Annotated in this window: 18 protein-coding genes; 9 read left to right on the top strand and 9 right to left on the bottom strand. The window is 53.4% G+C overall.

What is annotated here, in order from left to right; genetic code table 11:
• Position 1: 1 nt before the first annotated feature.
• From C8E01_RS09975 to C8E01_RS09965, 3 genes are all read right to left on the bottom strand, one after another.
• Positions 2 to 751 carry a YgaP-like transmembrane domain gene (locus C8E01_RS09975; RefSeq protein WP_116543213.1) on the bottom strand — a complete coding sequence of 250 codons (750 nt, stop codon included), beginning with the start codon at positions 749 to 751 and terminating at the stop codon, positions 2 to 4.
• Between the two features lie 175 nt (positions 752 to 926).
• Positions 927 to 1,565 carry a porin family protein gene (locus tag C8E01_RS09970; protein ID WP_116543212.1) on the bottom strand — a complete coding sequence of 213 codons (639 nt, stop codon included), beginning with the start codon at positions 1,563 to 1,565 and terminating at the stop codon, positions 927 to 929.
• Positions 1,566 to 1,769: 204 nt separating this feature from the next.
• Positions 1,770 to 4,022, bottom strand: a complete 2,253-nt coding sequence (locus tag C8E01_RS09965; RefSeq protein ID WP_116543211.1) for a Tex family protein — start codon at positions 4,020 to 4,022, stop codon at positions 1,770 to 1,772.
• A gap of 237 nt (positions 4,023 to 4,259) precedes the next feature.
• Here C8E01_RS09965 and C8E01_RS09960 point away from each other — a divergent pair, with 237 nt between their 5' ends.
• The 4 genes from C8E01_RS09960 (at position 4,260) to C8E01_RS09945 (ending at position 7,504) form a co-directional block, all read left to right on the top strand.
• Complete coding sequence (locus tag C8E01_RS09960; protein ID WP_116543210.1) at positions 4,260 to 5,612, top strand: neutral/alkaline non-lysosomal ceramidase N-terminal domain-containing protein; 1,353 nt, start codon at positions 4,260 to 4,262, stop codon at positions 5,610 to 5,612.
• Positions 5,613 to 5,844: 232 nt separating this feature from the next.
• Positions 5,845 to 6,063 (top strand): hypothetical protein, encoded by a 219-nt coding sequence (locus C8E01_RS09955; protein ID WP_243409514.1) that lies wholly within the window; start codon positions 5,845 to 5,847, stop codon positions 6,061 to 6,063.
• Positions 6,064 to 6,208: 145 nt separating this feature from the next.
• Entirely contained in the window at positions 6,209 to 6,790 is a 582-nt protein-coding gene (locus C8E01_RS09950) for a hypothetical protein (RefSeq protein WP_243409513.1), read from the top strand.
• A 132-nt stretch (positions 6,791 to 6,922) separates the two neighbouring features.
• A complete protein-coding gene (locus C8E01_RS09945; protein WP_243409512.1) occupies positions 6,923 to 7,504 on the top strand; it encodes a hypothetical protein in 582 nt (193 codons plus the stop codon).
• Between the two features lie 71 nt (positions 7,505 to 7,575).
• Here the strand turns inward: C8E01_RS09945 and C8E01_RS09940 are convergent, their stop codons facing one another.
• Complete coding sequence (locus C8E01_RS09940; protein ID WP_116543209.1) at positions 7,576 to 8,064, bottom strand: peroxiredoxin; 489 nt, start codon at positions 8,062 to 8,064, stop codon at positions 7,576 to 7,578.
• A gap of 137 nt (positions 8,065 to 8,201) precedes the next feature.
• On the opposite strand from C8E01_RS09940, the gene C8E01_RS09935 reads away from it, so the two are divergent.
• Genes C8E01_RS09935 through bla form a run of 4 tightly spaced genes read left to right on the top strand, consistent with a single transcriptional unit; the run spans position 8,202 to position 12,601 of the window.
• The gene (locus tag C8E01_RS09935) at positions 8,202 to 8,894 is read left to right on the top strand and encodes a glycosyltransferase family 2 protein (protein ID WP_116543208.1); all 693 of its coding nucleotides are present in this window, start codon (positions 8,202 to 8,204) and stop codon (positions 8,892 to 8,894) included.
• 19 nt (positions 8,895 to 8,913) lie between these two features.
• A complete protein-coding gene (locus C8E01_RS09930; RefSeq protein ID WP_116543207.1) occupies positions 8,914 to 10,389 on the top strand; it encodes a cellulose synthase family protein in 1,476 nt (491 codons plus the stop codon).
• On the top strand, positions 10,386 to 11,744 hold the full coding sequence (locus tag C8E01_RS09925; protein WP_207774886.1) for a hypothetical protein: 1,359 nt from the start codon (positions 10,386 to 10,388) through the stop codon (positions 11,742 to 11,744). Before C8E01_RS09930 ends, C8E01_RS09925 begins: the two co-directional genes overlap by 4 nt.
• Before the next feature lie 59 nt (positions 11,745 to 11,803).
• Positions 11,804 to 12,601, top strand: a complete 798-nt coding sequence (bla, locus tag C8E01_RS09920; RefSeq protein ID WP_243409511.1) for a subclass B1 metallo-beta-lactamase — start codon at positions 11,804 to 11,806, stop codon at positions 12,599 to 12,601.
• A gap of 76 nt (positions 12,602 to 12,677) precedes the next feature.
• On the opposite strand, the gene C8E01_RS09915 is transcribed toward bla, so the two are convergent.
• A complete protein-coding gene (locus C8E01_RS09915; protein WP_116543325.1) occupies positions 12,678 to 13,361 on the bottom strand; it encodes a DUF2461 domain-containing protein in 684 nt (227 codons plus the stop codon).
• 202 nt (positions 13,362 to 13,563) lie between these two features.
• Between C8E01_RS09915 and C8E01_RS09910 the strand changes: the two genes are divergently transcribed.
• Entirely contained in the window at positions 13,564 to 14,730 is a 1,167-nt protein-coding gene (locus C8E01_RS09910; protein ID WP_116543206.1) for a L,D-transpeptidase family protein, read from the top strand.
• A gap of 3 nt (positions 14,731 to 14,733) precedes the next feature.
• Here C8E01_RS09910 and C8E01_RS09905 read toward each other — a convergent pair whose 3' ends face one another.
• Genes C8E01_RS09905 through C8E01_RS09890 form a run of 4 tightly spaced genes read right to left on the bottom strand, consistent with a single transcriptional unit; the run spans position 14,734 to position 17,261 of the window.
• Entirely contained in the window at positions 14,734 to 15,339 is a 606-nt protein-coding gene (locus tag C8E01_RS09905; protein ID WP_116543205.1) for a TIGR04282 family arsenosugar biosynthesis glycosyltransferase, read from the bottom strand.
• Positions 15,332 to 15,850: a rhodanese-like domain-containing protein gene (locus C8E01_RS09900; RefSeq protein ID WP_116543204.1), complete on the bottom strand. Its 519-nt coding sequence runs from the start codon at positions 15,848 to 15,850 to the stop codon at positions 15,332 to 15,334. Before C8E01_RS09900 ends, C8E01_RS09905 begins: the two co-directional genes overlap by 8 nt.
• A gap of 7 nt (positions 15,851 to 15,857) precedes the next feature.
• Positions 15,858 to 16,922, bottom strand: coding sequence for an arsenosugar biosynthesis radical SAM (seleno)protein ArsS (gene arsS, locus C8E01_RS09895; RefSeq protein WP_116543203.1), 1,065 nt, complete (start codon positions 16,920 to 16,922; stop codon positions 15,858 to 15,860).
• A 3-nt stretch (positions 16,923 to 16,925) separates the two neighbouring features.
• On the bottom strand, positions 16,926 to 17,261 hold the full coding sequence (locus C8E01_RS09890) for an arsenosugar biosynthesis-associated peroxidase-like protein (protein ID WP_116543202.1): 336 nt from the start codon (positions 17,259 to 17,261) through the stop codon (positions 16,926 to 16,928).
• Positions 17,262 to 17,267: the final 6 nt, after the last annotated feature.

Genomic DNA, 17,267 nt, shown 5'->3' with positions numbered 1-17,267 from the left:
ATCAGGTTGCTCCGAGCGGCTGGTGGTGCTTATGTTTTTCCTCGCCGGTTTCCATGTAGCGTTTGAAGTAGCGCAGGTCCTTCTCCACCATGTTTTTGAGCATTGGGTTGATCATTTTGGCCGCTAGGCCTCCAACAGATCCGGCTGGCGGACTGTATGAAATAATCGCCTGCACAATGGTGCCATGGCCGTCAGGCGAATCTGAGAAGCGCACCTCACCGGCATTGTCGATGTCGGAGTTTGGCAGGGAGCGCCAGGCAATCAGCTCGTTTTCTTTTTCATGGATGATATCCGCATCCCAGGAAATAGTGCCGATGCCCCCTGGAATTTTGGCCACCCAGTGGGAGCGCTGCGGACCATTGGACTGCACGCTTTCGAGGTGTTCCATAAACTTAGGCAGGTTCTCGAGCATGCGCCAGAACTGGTATACCTCCGTGCGGGGCCGCTCAACGGTGATGGTCTTGATGATGTCCACCGAAATGTCTTCGTTCTCTGCCGTATCGCGCCCGATCATCTGGTTGATTGGGCAAAAGCCGGTAAAGCCTCTAAAGAGTAATGCACCGCCTGCTAAGGCTGTGAGTATGCCGGAAGTGCCGGATTGCCGCAATCCGACGAGTGCCAGCGCAGCACCTCCCACAGCGGAAAGCACCCGCTCCGGCCGGCTTACATTTATGTGGCTCGACCCGGAAGCCGGCGGGAATATATGCTCCGTGTGCAGCATTTTAGAGTAATTGGTGTTGTATGTATCCATAGCTTATTGGTTTTGTTCTATTTCGTTTTAATGGATACGTTGGTTAGGGCTATTATAGTTGCTAAGCCCGGTTTTTAGTAGGTCCAGGACTTGCCATTCGCCGTAAAAGCAAAAGGGGCAGCCTTTAGAGGCTGCCCCTTCCCTATACCTTCAGCAGGTTAGATAACTAGGCTGATTATTTTCCGAACAAATAAGCGACAGAAACACCGAGCACACGGTTTCTGGATTTGCTTTCGCCAGATTCCACCTCATAAAGGCTGGTCAGACCTAATCCGTAACGAATGTCCAGGTTAAGAGCGCCTGCGCCCAGGTTGTATCCTAAGCCCACGCCAAAGCTTGCGCCTAGTTCCACTCTGTTGTCTTCGTCCTCAAACTCATAGCTATCACTGGCTTCAGTACCTCCGTACTTCATAGAGCTTTTGCCACTCATCAAATAACCTGCAGTTGGACCACCGGTTACAAAACCTTGCAACTGTTCAGAGCCGAAGGTGATTTTTGCTAAAACAGGCACCTCAATGTAGTTGCTAGTTCCTTTGATGTAGGCATCATTGTCACCGATTTTGAAGCCTTTTTGTATAAAAAGTAATTCTGGCTGAATGGAGAGCAGCTCACCTACAGCAAAATTGGCCACTGCACCAACCTGCAAACCTGGTGTATACTTCAGTTCATCTTCCAGTTCGTCTCCGTCTCCATCCGATAAGCTAATTTTTGAGAAGGTAGCTCCTATACGGGGGCCAAAAGAAACAGATTGTGCCATTGAAGTAAATGCCATGCCTATAGCAAACAGCATCGTAAACAAAAATTTGATTTTCATAAAAGTGGTTTGGTTAAAATGTGCGCAAAACACACCATAAATATTCAAAATACAAAATATAACCCAAAACTAATGTTTATCCATTGACCGTAATCTATTGAGCTCATATTCATTATTCCTCAGCTTCAGTTTGTAAGAAAGTAGCTTGCACAAAAAAGCCCCGGCTTTCCGCCGGGGCTTATCTATACCTGTACCAGGTATATCTTATTTAAACTTTCCTTTCAGCATGGCCAGTTTTGCCGCAAAATCATTGGCTGGCTCCTCTTCGCGCTTGGCACCGGCTTTCTTGCCACCACCGCCTGCTGGTCGGGCTGCGGCAGGATCGCCTTTCATGCTCAGGGAGATGCGCTTTCGCGGCACGTCCACTTCCAGCACCGTCACGTCAACCTTCTGCCCTACCTTCACCACATCGTGCGGGTTCGTTACGAAGCGGTCAGACAAGTGGCTCACGTGTACCAGACCGTCCTGGTGCACCCCAATGTCCACAAATGCACCGAAGGCGGTGATGTTTGTCACAAGGCCAGGTAGTTTCATGCCCTCGCGCAGGTCTTTCATTTCGTTGATACCTTCCGTAAAGCTAAAGGCCTCAAACGTCTGCCGTGGGTCACGACCCGGCTTGGCAAGTTCGCTGATGATATCCTGAAGGGTTGGCAAACCAACAGTATCGGTCACGTAATTTTTGAGGTTGATCTGCTTGCGCAGTTCGTCTTTCTGCATCAGGTCCTGCACGGTTACGCCCAGGTCTTTGGCCATCTGCTCCACGATCGGGTAGCTTTCCGGGTGCACAGCCGAGGCGTCGAGTGGGTTTTTAGCATCGCGGATGCGAAGGAAACCTGCCGCCTGCTCAAAAGCCTTATCACCCAGACGCGGTACTTTCTTCAGCTCAGTACGCGTACGGAACGGTCCGTTCTGATTTCTATACTCCACGATGTTCTGGGCGAGCGATGGGCCCAAGCCAGAAACGTAGGTCAACAATTGCTTGCTAGCGGTGTTCACTTCCACACCCACGGCGTTCACGCAGCTCATCACCACATCGTCGAGCGAATGTTTCAGGGCGGACTGGTCCACATCGTGCTGGTACTGGCCTACGCCGATGGATTTCGGGTCGATCTTCACCAGTTCGGCCAGCGGGTCCATTAAGCGGCGACCGATGGAAACAGCGCCACGCACCGTCACATCCTGATCCGGGAATTCCTCCCGGGCTACGTCTGAAGCAGAATAAATAGAGGCACCGCTTTCGTTCACCATCACTACCTGCACTGAAGCTGGCAGTTTCAGGCTCTTCACGAAGGCTTCCGTTTCGCGACTGGCGGTACCGTTGCCGATAGCAATGGCCTCCACCTCAAAACGGGTTACCATATACCTGACCGCTTGGGCAGCTTCACTTTCCTTGTGCTGACCCGTGTGCGGGTAAATCGTTTCGTTGTGCAGCAGTTTGCCTTGCTTATCGAGCACCACCGACTTCACACCGGTTCTGAAGCCCGGGTCAAGCGCCAGCACGGTTTTCTGACCAAGCGGCGAAGAAAGAAGCAACTGGCGCAGGTTATCGGCGAATACGCGGATCGCTTCTTCATCAGCACGCTTCTTAGAGGTAAGACGCACTTCGGTTTCCATGCTCAACTTGAGCATGCGCTTGTAGCAGTCCCTGGCGGCTAGCTTCACCTGTTGCGCAGCGGCGTTGTTGCCCTTCACAAACATGCGTTCCAGTCTTTCAAGCGCCTCTTCCTCGTCCGGCTGGGCACTGAGCAGCAGTACCATTTCGGTTTCGCCACGGCGCATGGCCAGAATGCGGTGCGAAGGCGCTTTCTCGATCGGTTCTTCCCACTCAAAATAGTCTTTGAACTTCTGGCCTTCTTCCTCCTTGCCCATCATCACACGGCTTTTGAAGGTGCCCTTCTTCTCGAAAAGCTGACGCATGGTGGCACGCGCCTCGGCATTCTCGTTCATCCACTCGGCCATAATGTCGCGGGCACCGGCCAGGGCCTCTTCCGCGTCTTTTACCTCTTTTTCTTCCGAGATAAAATTGGCGGCCTCGGCAGCTACATCAAAATTCTCCTGCTCAAACAGGCGCTGGGCCAAAGGCTCCAGTCCTTTTTCGCGGGCAATGGTGGCGCGGGTGCGGCGCTTCGGCTTGTAAGGCAGGTAAATGTCTTCGAGTACGGCCATGGTTTCGGCGGCCATGATGCGCGCCTCCAGTTCCGGCGTCAGCTTTTCCTGGTCGCGGATGGATTTCAGGATGCTTTCGCGGCGTTTGTCGAGCTCGCGCAGCTGCTCCAGGCGGTCGCGCACGGCAGCAACCTGCACTTCGTCGAGCGAGCCGGTGGCCTCTTTTCGGTAACGGGAGATGAAAGGCACGGTGGCGCCTTCGTCCAACAAGGTTGCCGTGGCCTCCACCTGCTTGATGGTGATGGAAAGCTCGGTGGCGATCTTGATTAGGTGGTCAACATTTAATTCCATGTATTTGGGTAAAGAGTAATCTGACTATATGGCGGGAAAGCGCGCAGGGAAGGTATAAACGCAGCCCTGCCTGATTCAACCGCACATTTTCTCAGTCTTGAGGTATACCTCCCAGCCTAAGGAACGTCAAATTTAAACGATATTGCCTGAAAGCGAAACATCTGAGGCCTGTAAATTGACCAATGCTCCTAAGAGGCTGTCAGACTGTTTGCTAAATATTTTTATAACTTCGTAGGCTTGAGATTCCGGAAACACGATAAAATCAGCCTGTGGGCGCTGCTGAGCCTGTTGCTCTGCGCGATGCAGAGCTGCGTGGTGCAGCGCATCGACCATACACCCTATGCGCAAACGGACTATTACCGCCACACCTTACAGGCGCTCGAAGAGCAGCCTGCTGTTACCAGTAAAGAAGATTCGCTGCAGGTTGGCTGGGCCAAAGTAAACATCACCCCGCCTATAGGTACACCTCTGGCTGGTTACGGCAAACGCAAAGGACTCAGGTATAGCACCGTGCACGACTCGGTATGGGTGCGCACGTTCGCATTTGACAACGGGCAGGCAGAAGTCATTTTTGTGGCGCTGGACATGCTCATCACCCCTATGAAGGTAGCTGCTGCGCTCGAGAAAGAATACGCAGCACTTGGTTTGAGCCCCGGGCATGTATACCTGAGCGCCACGCATACACACAGTAGTTTCGGAGGCTGGGGACAGAGGCTGGTAGGCCGACTCATGGCAGGCAGGTATAGCAAGCAACTGGTACAGCAGACCACCGCCCAGATTGTGCAGAGTATACAACTGGCCAGGCAAAACAAGCAGCCCTCCCGACTTGGCTATGGTATAGCCTACGCGCCTCAGCTGGTTCGCAACCGACTGACAGGTTCTTTGGTAGGCAGAGATACAACCATCCGCTTCTTCAAGATCGAACAATCTTCCGGCAAAACGGCCCTACTTGTCACCTTTGCCGCCCATCCCACCATCCTGCCGTCCATGGACCCGGTGCTTTCCCGTGACTACCCGGGAGAACTCGTGGACCAGCTGGAAAAAAGCGTGGACTTTGGTGCTTTTGCGGCCGGTGCGGTGGGTAGCCAGGCTGTGGTGGCACCGCATGGCGAAAGCTATGAGAGCACGGCTGCTGTGGGGGAGGCGCTGGCAGCAGCCATACTGGAGCAGGCGCCGGCCGTTGAAATGAAGTCCACCGCCCGACTCGGCTTTGCCAGGCACCCCTTGCTGCTGCCCAAGCCGCAGTGGCGCCTGAATACCAACTATCGTTTTGCTCCCTTCCTGTTTCACTGGCTATTCGGCAAGTACCCTACTTATATGAGTAGTATGCAGTTGGGCGAGGCAATCCTGCTGGGCGTCCCGGCCGATTACTCGGGCGAGCTCCTACCCGCTCTCGAGCGACAAGGCCAGCCTGTCATCGTGACGGGGTTCAACGGTGGGTACATCGGCTACATAACACCCGACCAGCACTATTATCTGAGGAAGTACGAAACCCGGGCCATGAACTTTTACGGTCCGCAGTCCGGAAGCTATCTGACGGAGATTTTAAGCCGGATTATGCGTCAATACAAGCTGTCACAGCCTAAGTAGCCTGCCATTGATTATACACTCCATCGTGTATGCTGTACTGGTTAGTTTTTTATTTATATACCTGTCCAGCCAAATAAATACAATATACCGTTTCCATATAACCTATATTCATATCATTGTATTTAAATAGTTATAAACAAAAGGCATGGTATGCTGGTTTAACATAGTACAAGGCCTTCATACCTTAATTGTGTTACTTAAATCTTTGATAATGGAAACGTATTTGCCAGATATGGCTAGTCTACTCTTTTTTGCAACCTTTGCCATCTACTCCTTATTGGTCGTTTTTATGCTGGTGTGGACGTACCACGACGCAGAAAGCCGTGGTGTGATGGGTTGGGTTATAGTCATTCCGACTTTCATGACCGGAACCCTGTTGGGAGTTATTCTTTGGCTGATATTCAGACCGGCACCGAAACCAGAACCTGTATGGGTGAGGGTGCAGGAGTAAGTGATGGGATGATGTTAAGTTAAACAGCAGCCGGGTATTGTACCTGGCTGTTTTCATTTTATCCGTACCTCAGGGCACTAATCTGCGTTTTTTAGACTATCAACCGGATTAAGTTCGTTAATTTGCAGTATAGTCTAATGAACGTATGAAGGCAATTCGCTTACTCCTATACCTGTCGCTGCTCGGGGCTTCTTTGTGGCTCAGTTCCTGCAACGACTGCGAAACAACAGTGGCCCAGTTTGAGAACGGCGACAGCAACTGGACCGTGTACAACAGAGACGATTCTCTCCTGATGGTAGACAGTAACACACCGGATACTGTTCGCGTGTTTCTGAACACCCGCATTAACGCCGATCCTATACCTGGTGATGGCTTCGGTCCGGCCGATGTGTGCATTGAGCAGTACTACACCCGCCGCACCAGCGTGATGCAGCATAGCGCCCGACGCTATCCGGCCTTAACGGTTGTAGCCGTGCGCATGCCCGACTCCATCCGCGTGAGCCTGGTGGTGGCCGGCAAAACCGAACTCCGCATCCCGAACATCGACACCCCGGATCACGCGACTTACCAACTCGAAAGTGAGACCTACCGGGATGTATACGATGTCGTAAACCCGGACAGTAGCGCAACTGGTGTGAGCCGCATTCTGTTCAACCGCGAGTTTGGCTTTCTGCAGGTTGCCTATCTGAACAAGCGCACACTTACGCGAACTACCCGCCAACCTTAAGTAACCTGAAAAATATCAACTGTTATTTTTGCACCGGCTTGCAACGCTCCGCCACCAAAACGACTCTTACCAGTAGGTATAGCCATACCTAAGACATAGGAACAATTTACCATTACAAACAAATTCACCCCAATGAAACACAGTATTAAACTAGCAGGCGCACTTATGCTGGCAACCCTGCTTTTTACCTCTTGCAAAGATTGCGAAACTACAACCACCCAGTTTGACGAAAAGGATGTTGAATGGCTTGTTTACGACCGGGGCGACTCCACCCAATTCCTGAATGAGGCAGGCGATACCCTGACGTATACCAACACAGCGTTAATTGCGGAACAGGTGCCGGGGGAAGGATACAACATTTCTGACAATTGCATCGGCCATTTTGATGTACAGGCCTACAGCGTGATGGAGGATGTTGCCAGAAACAGCAACAGCACCAACAAAAACCCAGGCCTTGCCACCTATTTCCTGAAGCGTGAAAACAGCCTGGATGTGTCGGTGGCCGTGGATGGACGCGGAGAGTACAAACTAAACCTTGCCCAGCCTACCTACCCTTCTGTGGAGGTGAACGATGCGCTTTATACCGATGTGTACGAAGTGATAAACAACGACGCCAGCAAGGCGACCAATGTGAAGCGCATTCTGTTTAACAAGCAGCGCGGCTTCCTGAGCGTGGAGTTCTACAACGACAAAAAGTTGGAACTGCTCCCTTAATCAAAGGCTAAAACATAGCAAAGGCCCGGTGCGAACAACACCGGGCCTTTGCATTTAAAGGTTTATAAAACTTAGGCGTACTGGGCTACGCTATCGTGATTGATGTCGTATAATACATCCAGTACCTGCTGCACGTGCTCGGCTGGCTTGGACAGCGAGTTGAACACGTACTGCACATCTCCCTTCTTGTCGATCACGTAGAGGGAGCGGCCCGGCATGATACCGAACTTGCGTGGCACCCCATACAAATTCCGGATCTGGGCATCGCAATCGCTCAACAGCGTAAAAGGCAGGCGGTACATCCGCTCAAAGCGCTTGTGGGCGTCTGCCTTGTCGTAACTGATGCACACGATCTCGGTTTCCAGTTCCTGAAACGTGTCGTAGTGATCCCTGAACTCACAGGCTTGTTTGGTACAGTCAGTCGAACTGTCCTTCGGGTAGAAGTACAGCACCACATTTTTCTTTTTCAACAACTCGTAAAGTCGGAAAAAGCCGCCATCCAAACGCTGCAATTCAAAATCAGGGGCCTTATCTCCAATCTTAACTACATCTTTACCCATAATAAAAAAAAGTGCTATCCTCTAAAAGCCTTCCGTCTGCCGAAAGGTTCAATTTGCAAAGGTAATACACTTAGTACCACAAAAGCCATACCTGAGACTCAATAGCTTAGCAGAATATTTTTGCACAAATTTGCAGCATGCCCCGAATCAGCGTTATCATACCCGCCTACAACGAAGAGAAATCTATTTCACACGTTATCAACGACATACCTGCCGAACTAGTGCGGGAAGTGATCGTGGTGAACAACAATTCCTCGGACGACACCCCAAAAGTTGCCCACGCAGCCGGCGCCACCGTGCTCGACGAGCCCCGGCCCGGGTATGGCAATGCTTGCCTCAAAGGTATAGCCTACCTCGCATCTAAGCCGGTGCATGAGCAACCTGAAATTGTTGTTTTCCTCGATGGCGACTACTCGGACTACCCCAGTGAGTTGCCGCAGGTAGTGCAGCCCATTCTGGAGGGGAGGGCGGATCTGGTGATCGGTTCGAGGGTATTGGGCCAGCGGGAAGCAGGTGCCCTGATGTCCCAGCAGATCTTCGGCAACTGGCTCGCCACTACCCTGCTGCGTTGGCTCTATGGCGTCCGGTATACCGATCTGGGGCCTTTCCGGGCCATTCGGTTCAGCACCCTGCAGCAGCTGGGCATGCGCGACCGCAACTATGGCTGGACGGTGGAGATGCAGGCACGGGCGGCCAGGCAAAAGATCCGGTATGCGGAAGTGCCCGTAAACTACCGCAAGCGCATTGGCGTGTCGAAAGTGTCTGGTACAGTCAAGGGCTCCGTGTTGGCAGGGTATAAGATTATATTGACTATATTTAAGCTCCTGTAGCCTTAACCAGAGCAGCCGCATGACATTCCCCCAGCTTCTTCTTGTTGCCGTGTACGGTCTTTGCCTGGCCTTTATTTTCTGCTACAGCCTGGTGCAACTGCACCTCACCTACCTCTACTGGACCCGCCGGAGAACTTTGCCGGAGGTTATACCTGACGATAGCTATGCCTGGCCGGCCGTAACGGTGCAACTCCCCCTCTATAACGAGCGCTATGTGGTGGAACGCCTGATCGACGCCGTGGCCGCCCTCGACTACCCCCGCCACCTGCTGCAGATCCAACTCCTCGATGACTCGACAGACGATACCAGTGAACTGATCCGGCAAAAGATGGCCCACTATGCTGGCATCGGCCTGCGCCTGGAGCACGTGCGGCGACCTGACCGCAGCGGCTACAAAGCGGGCGCCCTGCAGTATGGCCTGCAGCAGGCTACAGGGGAGTTCATTGCCATATTCGATGCCGACTTCGTTCCAAATACCGACTTTCTGAAGCGCACGATACCTGCTTTTACAAATGACCGGGTAGGTGTGGTTCAAACCCGCTGGGGCCACCTGAACCAGGGCTATTCGCTGCTCACCCGTCTCCAGGCCTTCGGACTCGATGCCCACTTTACCATAGAACAGGTGGGTCGCAACAACGGCGGGCACTTTATCAACTTCAACGGCACAGCCGGGGTATGGCGCAAAAGCTGCATCGTGGACGCCGGCGGTTGGCAGTCCGACACGCTCACCGAAGACCTGGACCTGAGTTACCGCGCGCAGCTGCGTGGCTGGCACTTCCGTTACCTGCAGGATGTCACAGCCCCCGCCGAACTGCCCGCCGCCATGGGCGCGCTCAAGTCGCAGCAGTACCGCTGGACCAAAGGCGCTGCCGAGACTGCCCGCAAGCATCTGGGCAAAGTACTGCGAGCACCTATGCCTTTTACCACTCGCCTGCATGCCATTTTCCACTTGCTCAACAGTGGTATTTTTGTGTGCGTGTTGCTCACAGCACTGCTCAGCCTCCCCATGCTATACCTGAAACACAGTGTGCCGGGGCTGGAACTGCTTTTTGCCATGGGCTCATTGCTGATCGTCAGTCTGCTGGCTTTACTGGCTTTTTACTGGACTTCGATTTATCAGCAAACAGGCTCTTTCAAACAGACTGCTCAGCACTTTATACCTGAGTTTTTCCTGTTTCTATCCCTCTCGATGGGGATGTCGCTTCACAATACAGTGGCGGTGCTGGAAGGCTACCTGGGCCGTAAAACGCCCTTCATTCGAACACCCAAGTACAACCTGCAGCACCGCCGTGATTCCTGGCGCCAGCACACCTATACCATCACGAGCCTCCATCCGGTTACTTTGCTGGAAGGGCTGCTGACAGTTTATTTCGGATACGGCATCCTGGTGGGATTTCAATTGCAGGATTACGGACTGCTGCCTTTCCATGTGATGCTGACACTCGGTTTTGGCTCCGTTTTCGTATACTCGCTCAACCATAGCCGTCGCGCATGACCCTTGCCCGAAAGCATATAGCAACTTATGCCCTACTGGGGATATCGGCCCTGGTATACCTGGCGCTGGGCTACGCGACGCCCCGCGAGAACTTCACGCAGCTGCTTCTGCTCACTTTGCTAGCGTTTGGCATCTACGCCTATGTCACGAACCAGAAGCTGAACGTATGGCACGGCATCGGAGCCGGGCTGATTTTCAGGCTGCTGTTCCTTTTTGCCATACCTGCGCTGTCCGACGACTACTTCCGATTTGTATGGGATGGACGGTTGCTGCTGGCCGGTGAGAACCCTTACCTATACCTGCCGGCTCAGTTTATGGGCGAAGAAGCGAAAGCTATACCTGGCCTCACGGCCGAACTGTTTTTGCAACTCAATTCCCCGCACTATTACTCGCTATACCCACCGGTGCTGCAGGGCGTCTTCTGGCTGGCGGCGGCACTTTCGCCTGAAAGCCTGACCGGAAGCATCCTGGTGATGCGGTTGGTCATTCTGGCCGCCGAGGCAGGCTCTATTTTGCTTTTGCTGCGCCTCCTGCGGCGTATGGCCCTGCCTGACCGCTACGTGCACGTCTACGCCCTCAACCCCTTGGTGATACTCGAGCTGACGGGCAACCTGCACATGGAGGCACTGCTGATCTTCTTCCTGCTGCTCTTTTTGTACCAGCTCCACTACCAGCGCCACTTCATCGCAGCGGTGCCTTTTGCCCTGGCTGTTGGCAGTAAGCTTTTGCCGCTGATGTTCCTGCCTGTTGTGTGGCGCAAGCTGGGCTTGAATCGCTTTGCCGGGTTTGTAGTAGTAATGGCAGTTGTTTTGTTGCTGCTTTTTCTGCCACTCATCTCACTGGAAGTTTTGCACAACATCTGGCAAAGCATCGACCTGTACTTCCAGCGGTTTGAGTTCAATGCCAGTGTCTACTACCTGCTCCGCTGGCTGGGTTACCTCCTAACAGGCTACAACCAGATTGCCGTGATCGGTCCTTTGCTTTCCGTGGCAGCACTTGTCGTTATTTTGTCGATGGCGGCGGTGAAAAAGCTGGGCTCGGTACGCCGACTGGCCGGCTACATGGCGGCGGCCCTGACTGTATACTTGCTGCTGGCCACTACCGTGCATCCCTGGTACATCACCACGCTGGTGGCTCTCACCACGCTTAGCCACTTCCGTTATGCCATTGTCTGGAGTTGCTTGGCTATTTTCAGCTACTCCGCTTACCGCACCAGCGCCTATACCGAGAACCTGTGGCTTGTGGCCCTGGAGTATACCTTGGTCGGCATTTGGCTGCTGGCCGAGCTATACCTGTATCGCCAACAGAAAAAGCACGCCAATTTGCCCCGGCAAAGTGTCGCTCAACCTACATGATCCGCATACCTGTAAGCCTAGCTGCAACGATGAAAAACCTCTGTCAATCCCTGCTGAATATGTTACGCGAAAGAATTAAGATATCCTTGTTAGCCGGTCTGCTGCTCTCTTTTGGTATGCTCTCTTGCCAGCGTCCCGACAGCCCGGAGCGAAAGACAGAGGATGAAAAAGTCGCTACTTTTCCTACCAAAAAACAACAAAGCTATACCTCTCAAACACTGGAAGTACACAAAATAGCAGAGCAGGTATACCAGCACTTATCCTTTCTGGAAACCCAAAGCTTCGGCAAGGTACCCTGCAACGGGATGGTGGTGATCGATCAGCAGGAGGCCATCATTTTTGACACACCGACAACAGACCAAGCCTCACTGGAGTTGATCGACTGGGTGGAAAAAAGCTTGGGATGCAAGGTAAAGGCGGTTGTCGCCACACACTTTCATGAGGACTGCCTGGGCGGATTGCAGGCCTTCCAGCAGCGGGGTGTACATACCTACGCCAGCCACAGGACCATTGCCCTGGCCAAAGCCAACCACACTGCGGTTCCGGCATATAGCTTTGATACAGAGCTATATCTAGAGGTCGGAAATGAAAAAGTGCAGGTTCTATACCCTGGCAAAGGACACACGCACGACAATGTAGTCGGCTACTTTCCCAAGGCGGAAGCTATGTTTGGCGGCTGCCTGATCAAAGAGTTGGGAGCTGGCAAAGGCAACCTGGCCGATGCTGACACGGTCGCATGGTCACAGACAGTGGCAGAGCTGAAGGCCTCTTATCCGCGTGTAAAGTATGTTATTCCGGGACACGGCAAAGTGGGCGGGCCAGAGTTACTTGACTATACTATTCGTCTGTTTGAGTAACGAATCTGTGGCAATATTTCAAATTTCTTCCAAGGGTCGAATTACACACAAACTTCTTAAGCAGCAAGCATATCCCCTACTCCTCCCCAATATCCCTTAAAGGCTCTGTCAGGAAATCATTAAAGGGCTTCACAGCTTTAAAACCCTCCAGCAGGGTGTTCATGAATTCTTTGCTGAGCACTACTTTGTCGGGTAGCGGCATGGTGGCGTTCCAGCTTTTGAAGCGGAGGTACCCGATGGCGGGATTGTCTTTGTCGTAGCCTTTCGGTGTGGTTTTGAGCTGCTCACCCTGTATACCGCCGAAACGGTTTTTAAAATCAGGTTCCTGGATGATGCGCTCCAGTCCGTCGAGGTTGTAGTCGATCTCCTGGCGCACGGCTTTCAGGTAGTTGGCGGGCGGCATCCACAGACCTCCGGCCAGGAAGGAATTGTTGTTGGCGGCCAGGTGCAGGTAATAGCCCGGCAAAATGGACTTGCGGCCCCCTTCGGCTACATAGGCCCCGAAGTGGTCTTTGTAAGGCCGTTTGTCGTTGGAGAAGCGCACGTCGCGGTAAATGCGGAACACCAGGTCCTTGCCCTTCTGCCCAATCGCCACGGGTTCAAAAAGCGCCATCTCTTCGAGCATGTCATCCAGAAAATCCAGGTAGTTTTTGCGGGCGGCATCGTAGCGCTTCTTGTTTTCCTGAAACCACTCGCGGTTATTGTTCTGTGTCAGATCGGCCAGAAAGGCCAGCGTGCTTTTGTCTATCGTTGTTGCCATGGGCTGTTTTGTCTTGCTTTTAGCAATGCTTTGGGCTTTATACTGTCTGTCAGCAGGCTTTGTTTGTGGCCTTGCCAGATAAGGCAATTTATACCTTTCCGGTGAGCGAACCAATCGATGCTGCCAGAAGTTAGAACAGCCCGTAAATCACTTTAATTTAAGCAATTGCGTACATCTAAATACCACCGCTTTCCCAACAAACATGGCACGCCTGTTACTTCCGATTTTGCTGTTTCTGTACGCCCTGCCAGGTATAGCCGGCGACTCTACGGAGGTATGGCTCCTCGTGCCGGATCAAAAACAGCAACTCCGCCAGGCCATTGCCCAGTACGAGGATCTGAGCAACCGCACCTGGCATACTTTCCCCGGCAAGCTGCTGCTCCGCCCCGGCGACACCAGTCGCTATACCCCGGATTTGCGCGCCAACCTATTGCTGACCGGTGACCTGACCAGCACGGGTACCACTGAAAACACAACGCATTATACCCGGCAGCTGGCAGCGGCGGTTGCACAGTTTCAGGCAAGGCACGCACTCAAAGCCGACAGTATTGTAGGCCCCCTCACCGTGGCTGCGCTCAACGTCTCGCCCCTCCAGCGACTGCGGCAGCTGCAAAACAGTCTGAACCGCTGGGAAGCCTTCAGCCGCGACCTGCCACAGCCTTACCTCATCGTCAACGTACCGGACTATACCTTGCGGCTGATCGACCAAAACAGCGTACGGCTGCACATGCGCACTATTGTAGGCAAACCAGAACTGCCTACCATCGTCAACCACACCAAGCTGCATACCATCGTTTTCAACCCGTATTGGTACATCCCCAACTCCATTGCCTCCAAAGAGATTTTGCCTATCCTCAAACGTAGCCCCGGCTACCTGGCCAAACGGGATATGGAGCTCTTCAAGTCCACTGCCTTGGGCGGGTGGCAGAAGATCAGTCCCTGGAGCGTAGACTGGAGCGCTGTGACAGCCGCTAATTTCGATTACCGGATCGTACAGGTAACGGGCCAGCACAACGAGCTGGGGTTGATGAAGTTCCTGTTCGACACCCGCGTAAGCCAGTACCTGCACGACACCAAAGACAGACACCTGTTCGCACTCGGGCGGCGGGCCTTCAGCCATGGTTGCATCCGCTTGCAAAACCCCGAGGATCTGGCGCTATACCTGCTGCAGGAGCGGAGCGGCCTCTCGGACAAACGCATCGAAAAAGTGCTGGCATCGGACAAAGACGAGCAGTTCATCCGGCTCAAAAATCCCGTGCCCCTGATCATTGTATACCTGACGGCGTGGGCCGATGAGTTTTCGGTCATCCAGTTTCGGGAAGATATCTATGGCTATGACAAGCTGGAGGAAGTGGGGCTGGGGCAATGAGTTTTAGCTCAGTTCCGGCCAGTTTTCCTGCAGGTCTTCGAGCTTGTCTACATCCGACAGGTAGGGCAACAAGGTATGGCTAAGGTGCAGGCGCTCTATGTCGGCGATGGTGTCGGGAAAGACGTGCTCGGTGCTCCAGCGTTTGTCCTGAAAAAAATCTCGGTATAGGCGTTTCATGCCGAGCAGGTAATAGCCGCCGTCCAATGCCGGCCCGATCACGACTTCGTGCGTCTTAAGATCCTCAAAAGCCTGGCTGATGATCTCAGAACTAAGTTGCGGACAGTCGCTCCCGATGATAACCACCGAGGTATAGCCCTCCGCAAAAGCCGCTTCAAAAGCCTTTCTCATCTTCTCGCCCAGATCGCCTTCTGGGTGCTGAACCTTCTTTTGGTAGTGCTGTGCGGCCCAAAGGTCGTCTTGCTCCACCTTTTCAGAATAGTATACTACTTTGTCCAGGGGCAGGTGCTGGGTGATGTCGCGGGTATGACGGAGCAGGTGCAGGTAAATGTCGAGCGCCGTTTCAGGGCCCACACTGGCTGCTAAGCGGGTTTTCACCTTGCCCAGCTCCGGATTGCGGACAAAGAGCATCAAGAGGTTTTTCTCAGTCATATACTTTCTCTCCTTCGCGCAGCCATATACCCCAGGCACGGGTATAGCCATGCACTTTTGTTGTTTGGCCCTGCTCGTCATACACAGGCAGCCCCTGGTTTACCCACTCAAACAGGCCCCCATGCAGGTTATGCACGTTGGTATAGCCGGCTTCCTTTAACTTATCCCCTATCTTTTCGCTGCGGTAGCCAACAGCGCAGTACACCACAATATGCGTATTTGAGGGTACGTCTTTCAAGTCAGAAAGGTCAAAGTCTTTATAGCCCACATACCTGGCCTCGGGCAGGTGGCTCACCTCGTATTCATCTTTGCTGCGGGTGTCTAGGAGCAGTGGGGCTATACCTTGCTTTAGCTGTTGCTGCACTTGCACTACTGAAATCGTATCGACGTTGTGGCTGTACAGCTGCCGGAGCACCAGGTCATAAGCTTTGCCACCGGACTGTTTGCAGGCTGACAGCAGCAGGCAGAAAGATATAGTCAGGTATAGCCGATGATGCCAGGTAAAGCGCATAGGCGGATCAGGTAGTGGAACCGCCGCAGCTGGAACCGGCACCGGCCGTGCAGCCGTAGCAATGCTGGTTCAGCATGATCTGCCGCCCATCAAGCTGCGTCAGGTCAAAGTCGTGGATGTGCTGCGGTGTGCCGGGCTGTACCTTCAACTCGAGCATCTGGTTGAAGTCGCAGTCATACAAGGCGCCATCCCAACCCACCGAAATGGTGTTGCGGCACATCACATTGGCGGCAGCCGCCGGGTTGAAGGCTGTCACCAGCTTTTCCATGTAGCTGCTGTAATTGCCGCTCTCTACCAAGTAGTCGAGGTAGCGGCTGATCGGCAGGTTGGTAATGCAGAAGAGGTTGTTGAACGCAATGTCGTAACCACTCTTCAATCGCCGCTTAAACTCTGCCTCCAGAGATTTCTGACCCGCAGGCAGAAAAGCACCCGACGGGTTGTAGACCAGGTTCAGTTCCAGGCCGCTTCCCTCCTGCCCGTAGCCCACCTTGTTGAGCATCTGGAGTGCCTTGATGGATTTCTCGAACACACCGTCGCCGCGCTGGGCATCGGTTCTGGAAGCCGAGAAATATGGTAAAGAGGACACCACCTGCACCCGGTGTTTCTTGAAAAACTCCGGCAGGTCGTAGTATTTGGGATTGGCCAGGATGATGGTGAGGTTGCAGCGCACAATGACTTGCCGCCCCATCGCCGACAGTCGCTCCACAAACCAGCGGAAATCAGGGTTCATTTCTGGCGCACCGCCTGTCAGGTCCACGGTCGTGAGCTGCGGGGATTTGGCCAGGACATCGAGGCAGAGCTGCATCGTGTCGCGGGTCATGATCTCTTTGCGGTCCGGACCGGCGTCTACGTGGCAGTGGCGACAGGTCTGGTTGCACATTTTGCCCACATTCACTTGTAAAATGGTGGTGCCGGTGGGCCGCAGCGGGTACAGCTGATGCTCCAGCAACTTGGCTCCGAAGAGTGGGAAATCGCCTTCCTCCGTTCCTGCATGCTGCAGCACCTCCAGTTGGAAAGCCGGGTTGGCAAACTGGTGCTGCTGCGCCTTCAGCGATTTAACAGGTATAGGCATGGGCTACATGGTCAGGTCCTTGATCTTGTTCATCATCTGCACACCGTGCACCAACGCAGCACCTCCTTTTATGGCGGCGGCCACGTGCACGGCTTCCATCATCTGGTTTTCGTCGGCTCCTTTTTCGAGGCAGTTGGAGGTATAGGCGTCGATGCAGTAAGGGCACTGCACGGCATGTGACACGGCCAGGGCGATCAGGGCTTTTTCGCGCTCGGTCAAGGCGCCTTCTTTGAAAACCTCGCCGTAGTAATCGAAAAACTTGCGGCCCATCTCTGGCTGCAGCTCACTAATGTTCCCGAATTTCTTCAGGTCTGCCGGATTGTAATACGTATTTTCCATAGAAGT

The organism is Pontibacter virosus (genome assembly GCF_003096355.1).
In the GTDB taxonomy this organism is placed as follows: Bacteria; Bacteroidota; Bacteroidia; order Cytophagales; family Hymenobacteraceae; genus Pontibacter; species Pontibacter virosus.
The sequence above is the reverse complement of the archived record's forward strand: the minus strand, read 5'-3'. Positions and strand labels throughout refer to the sequence as shown.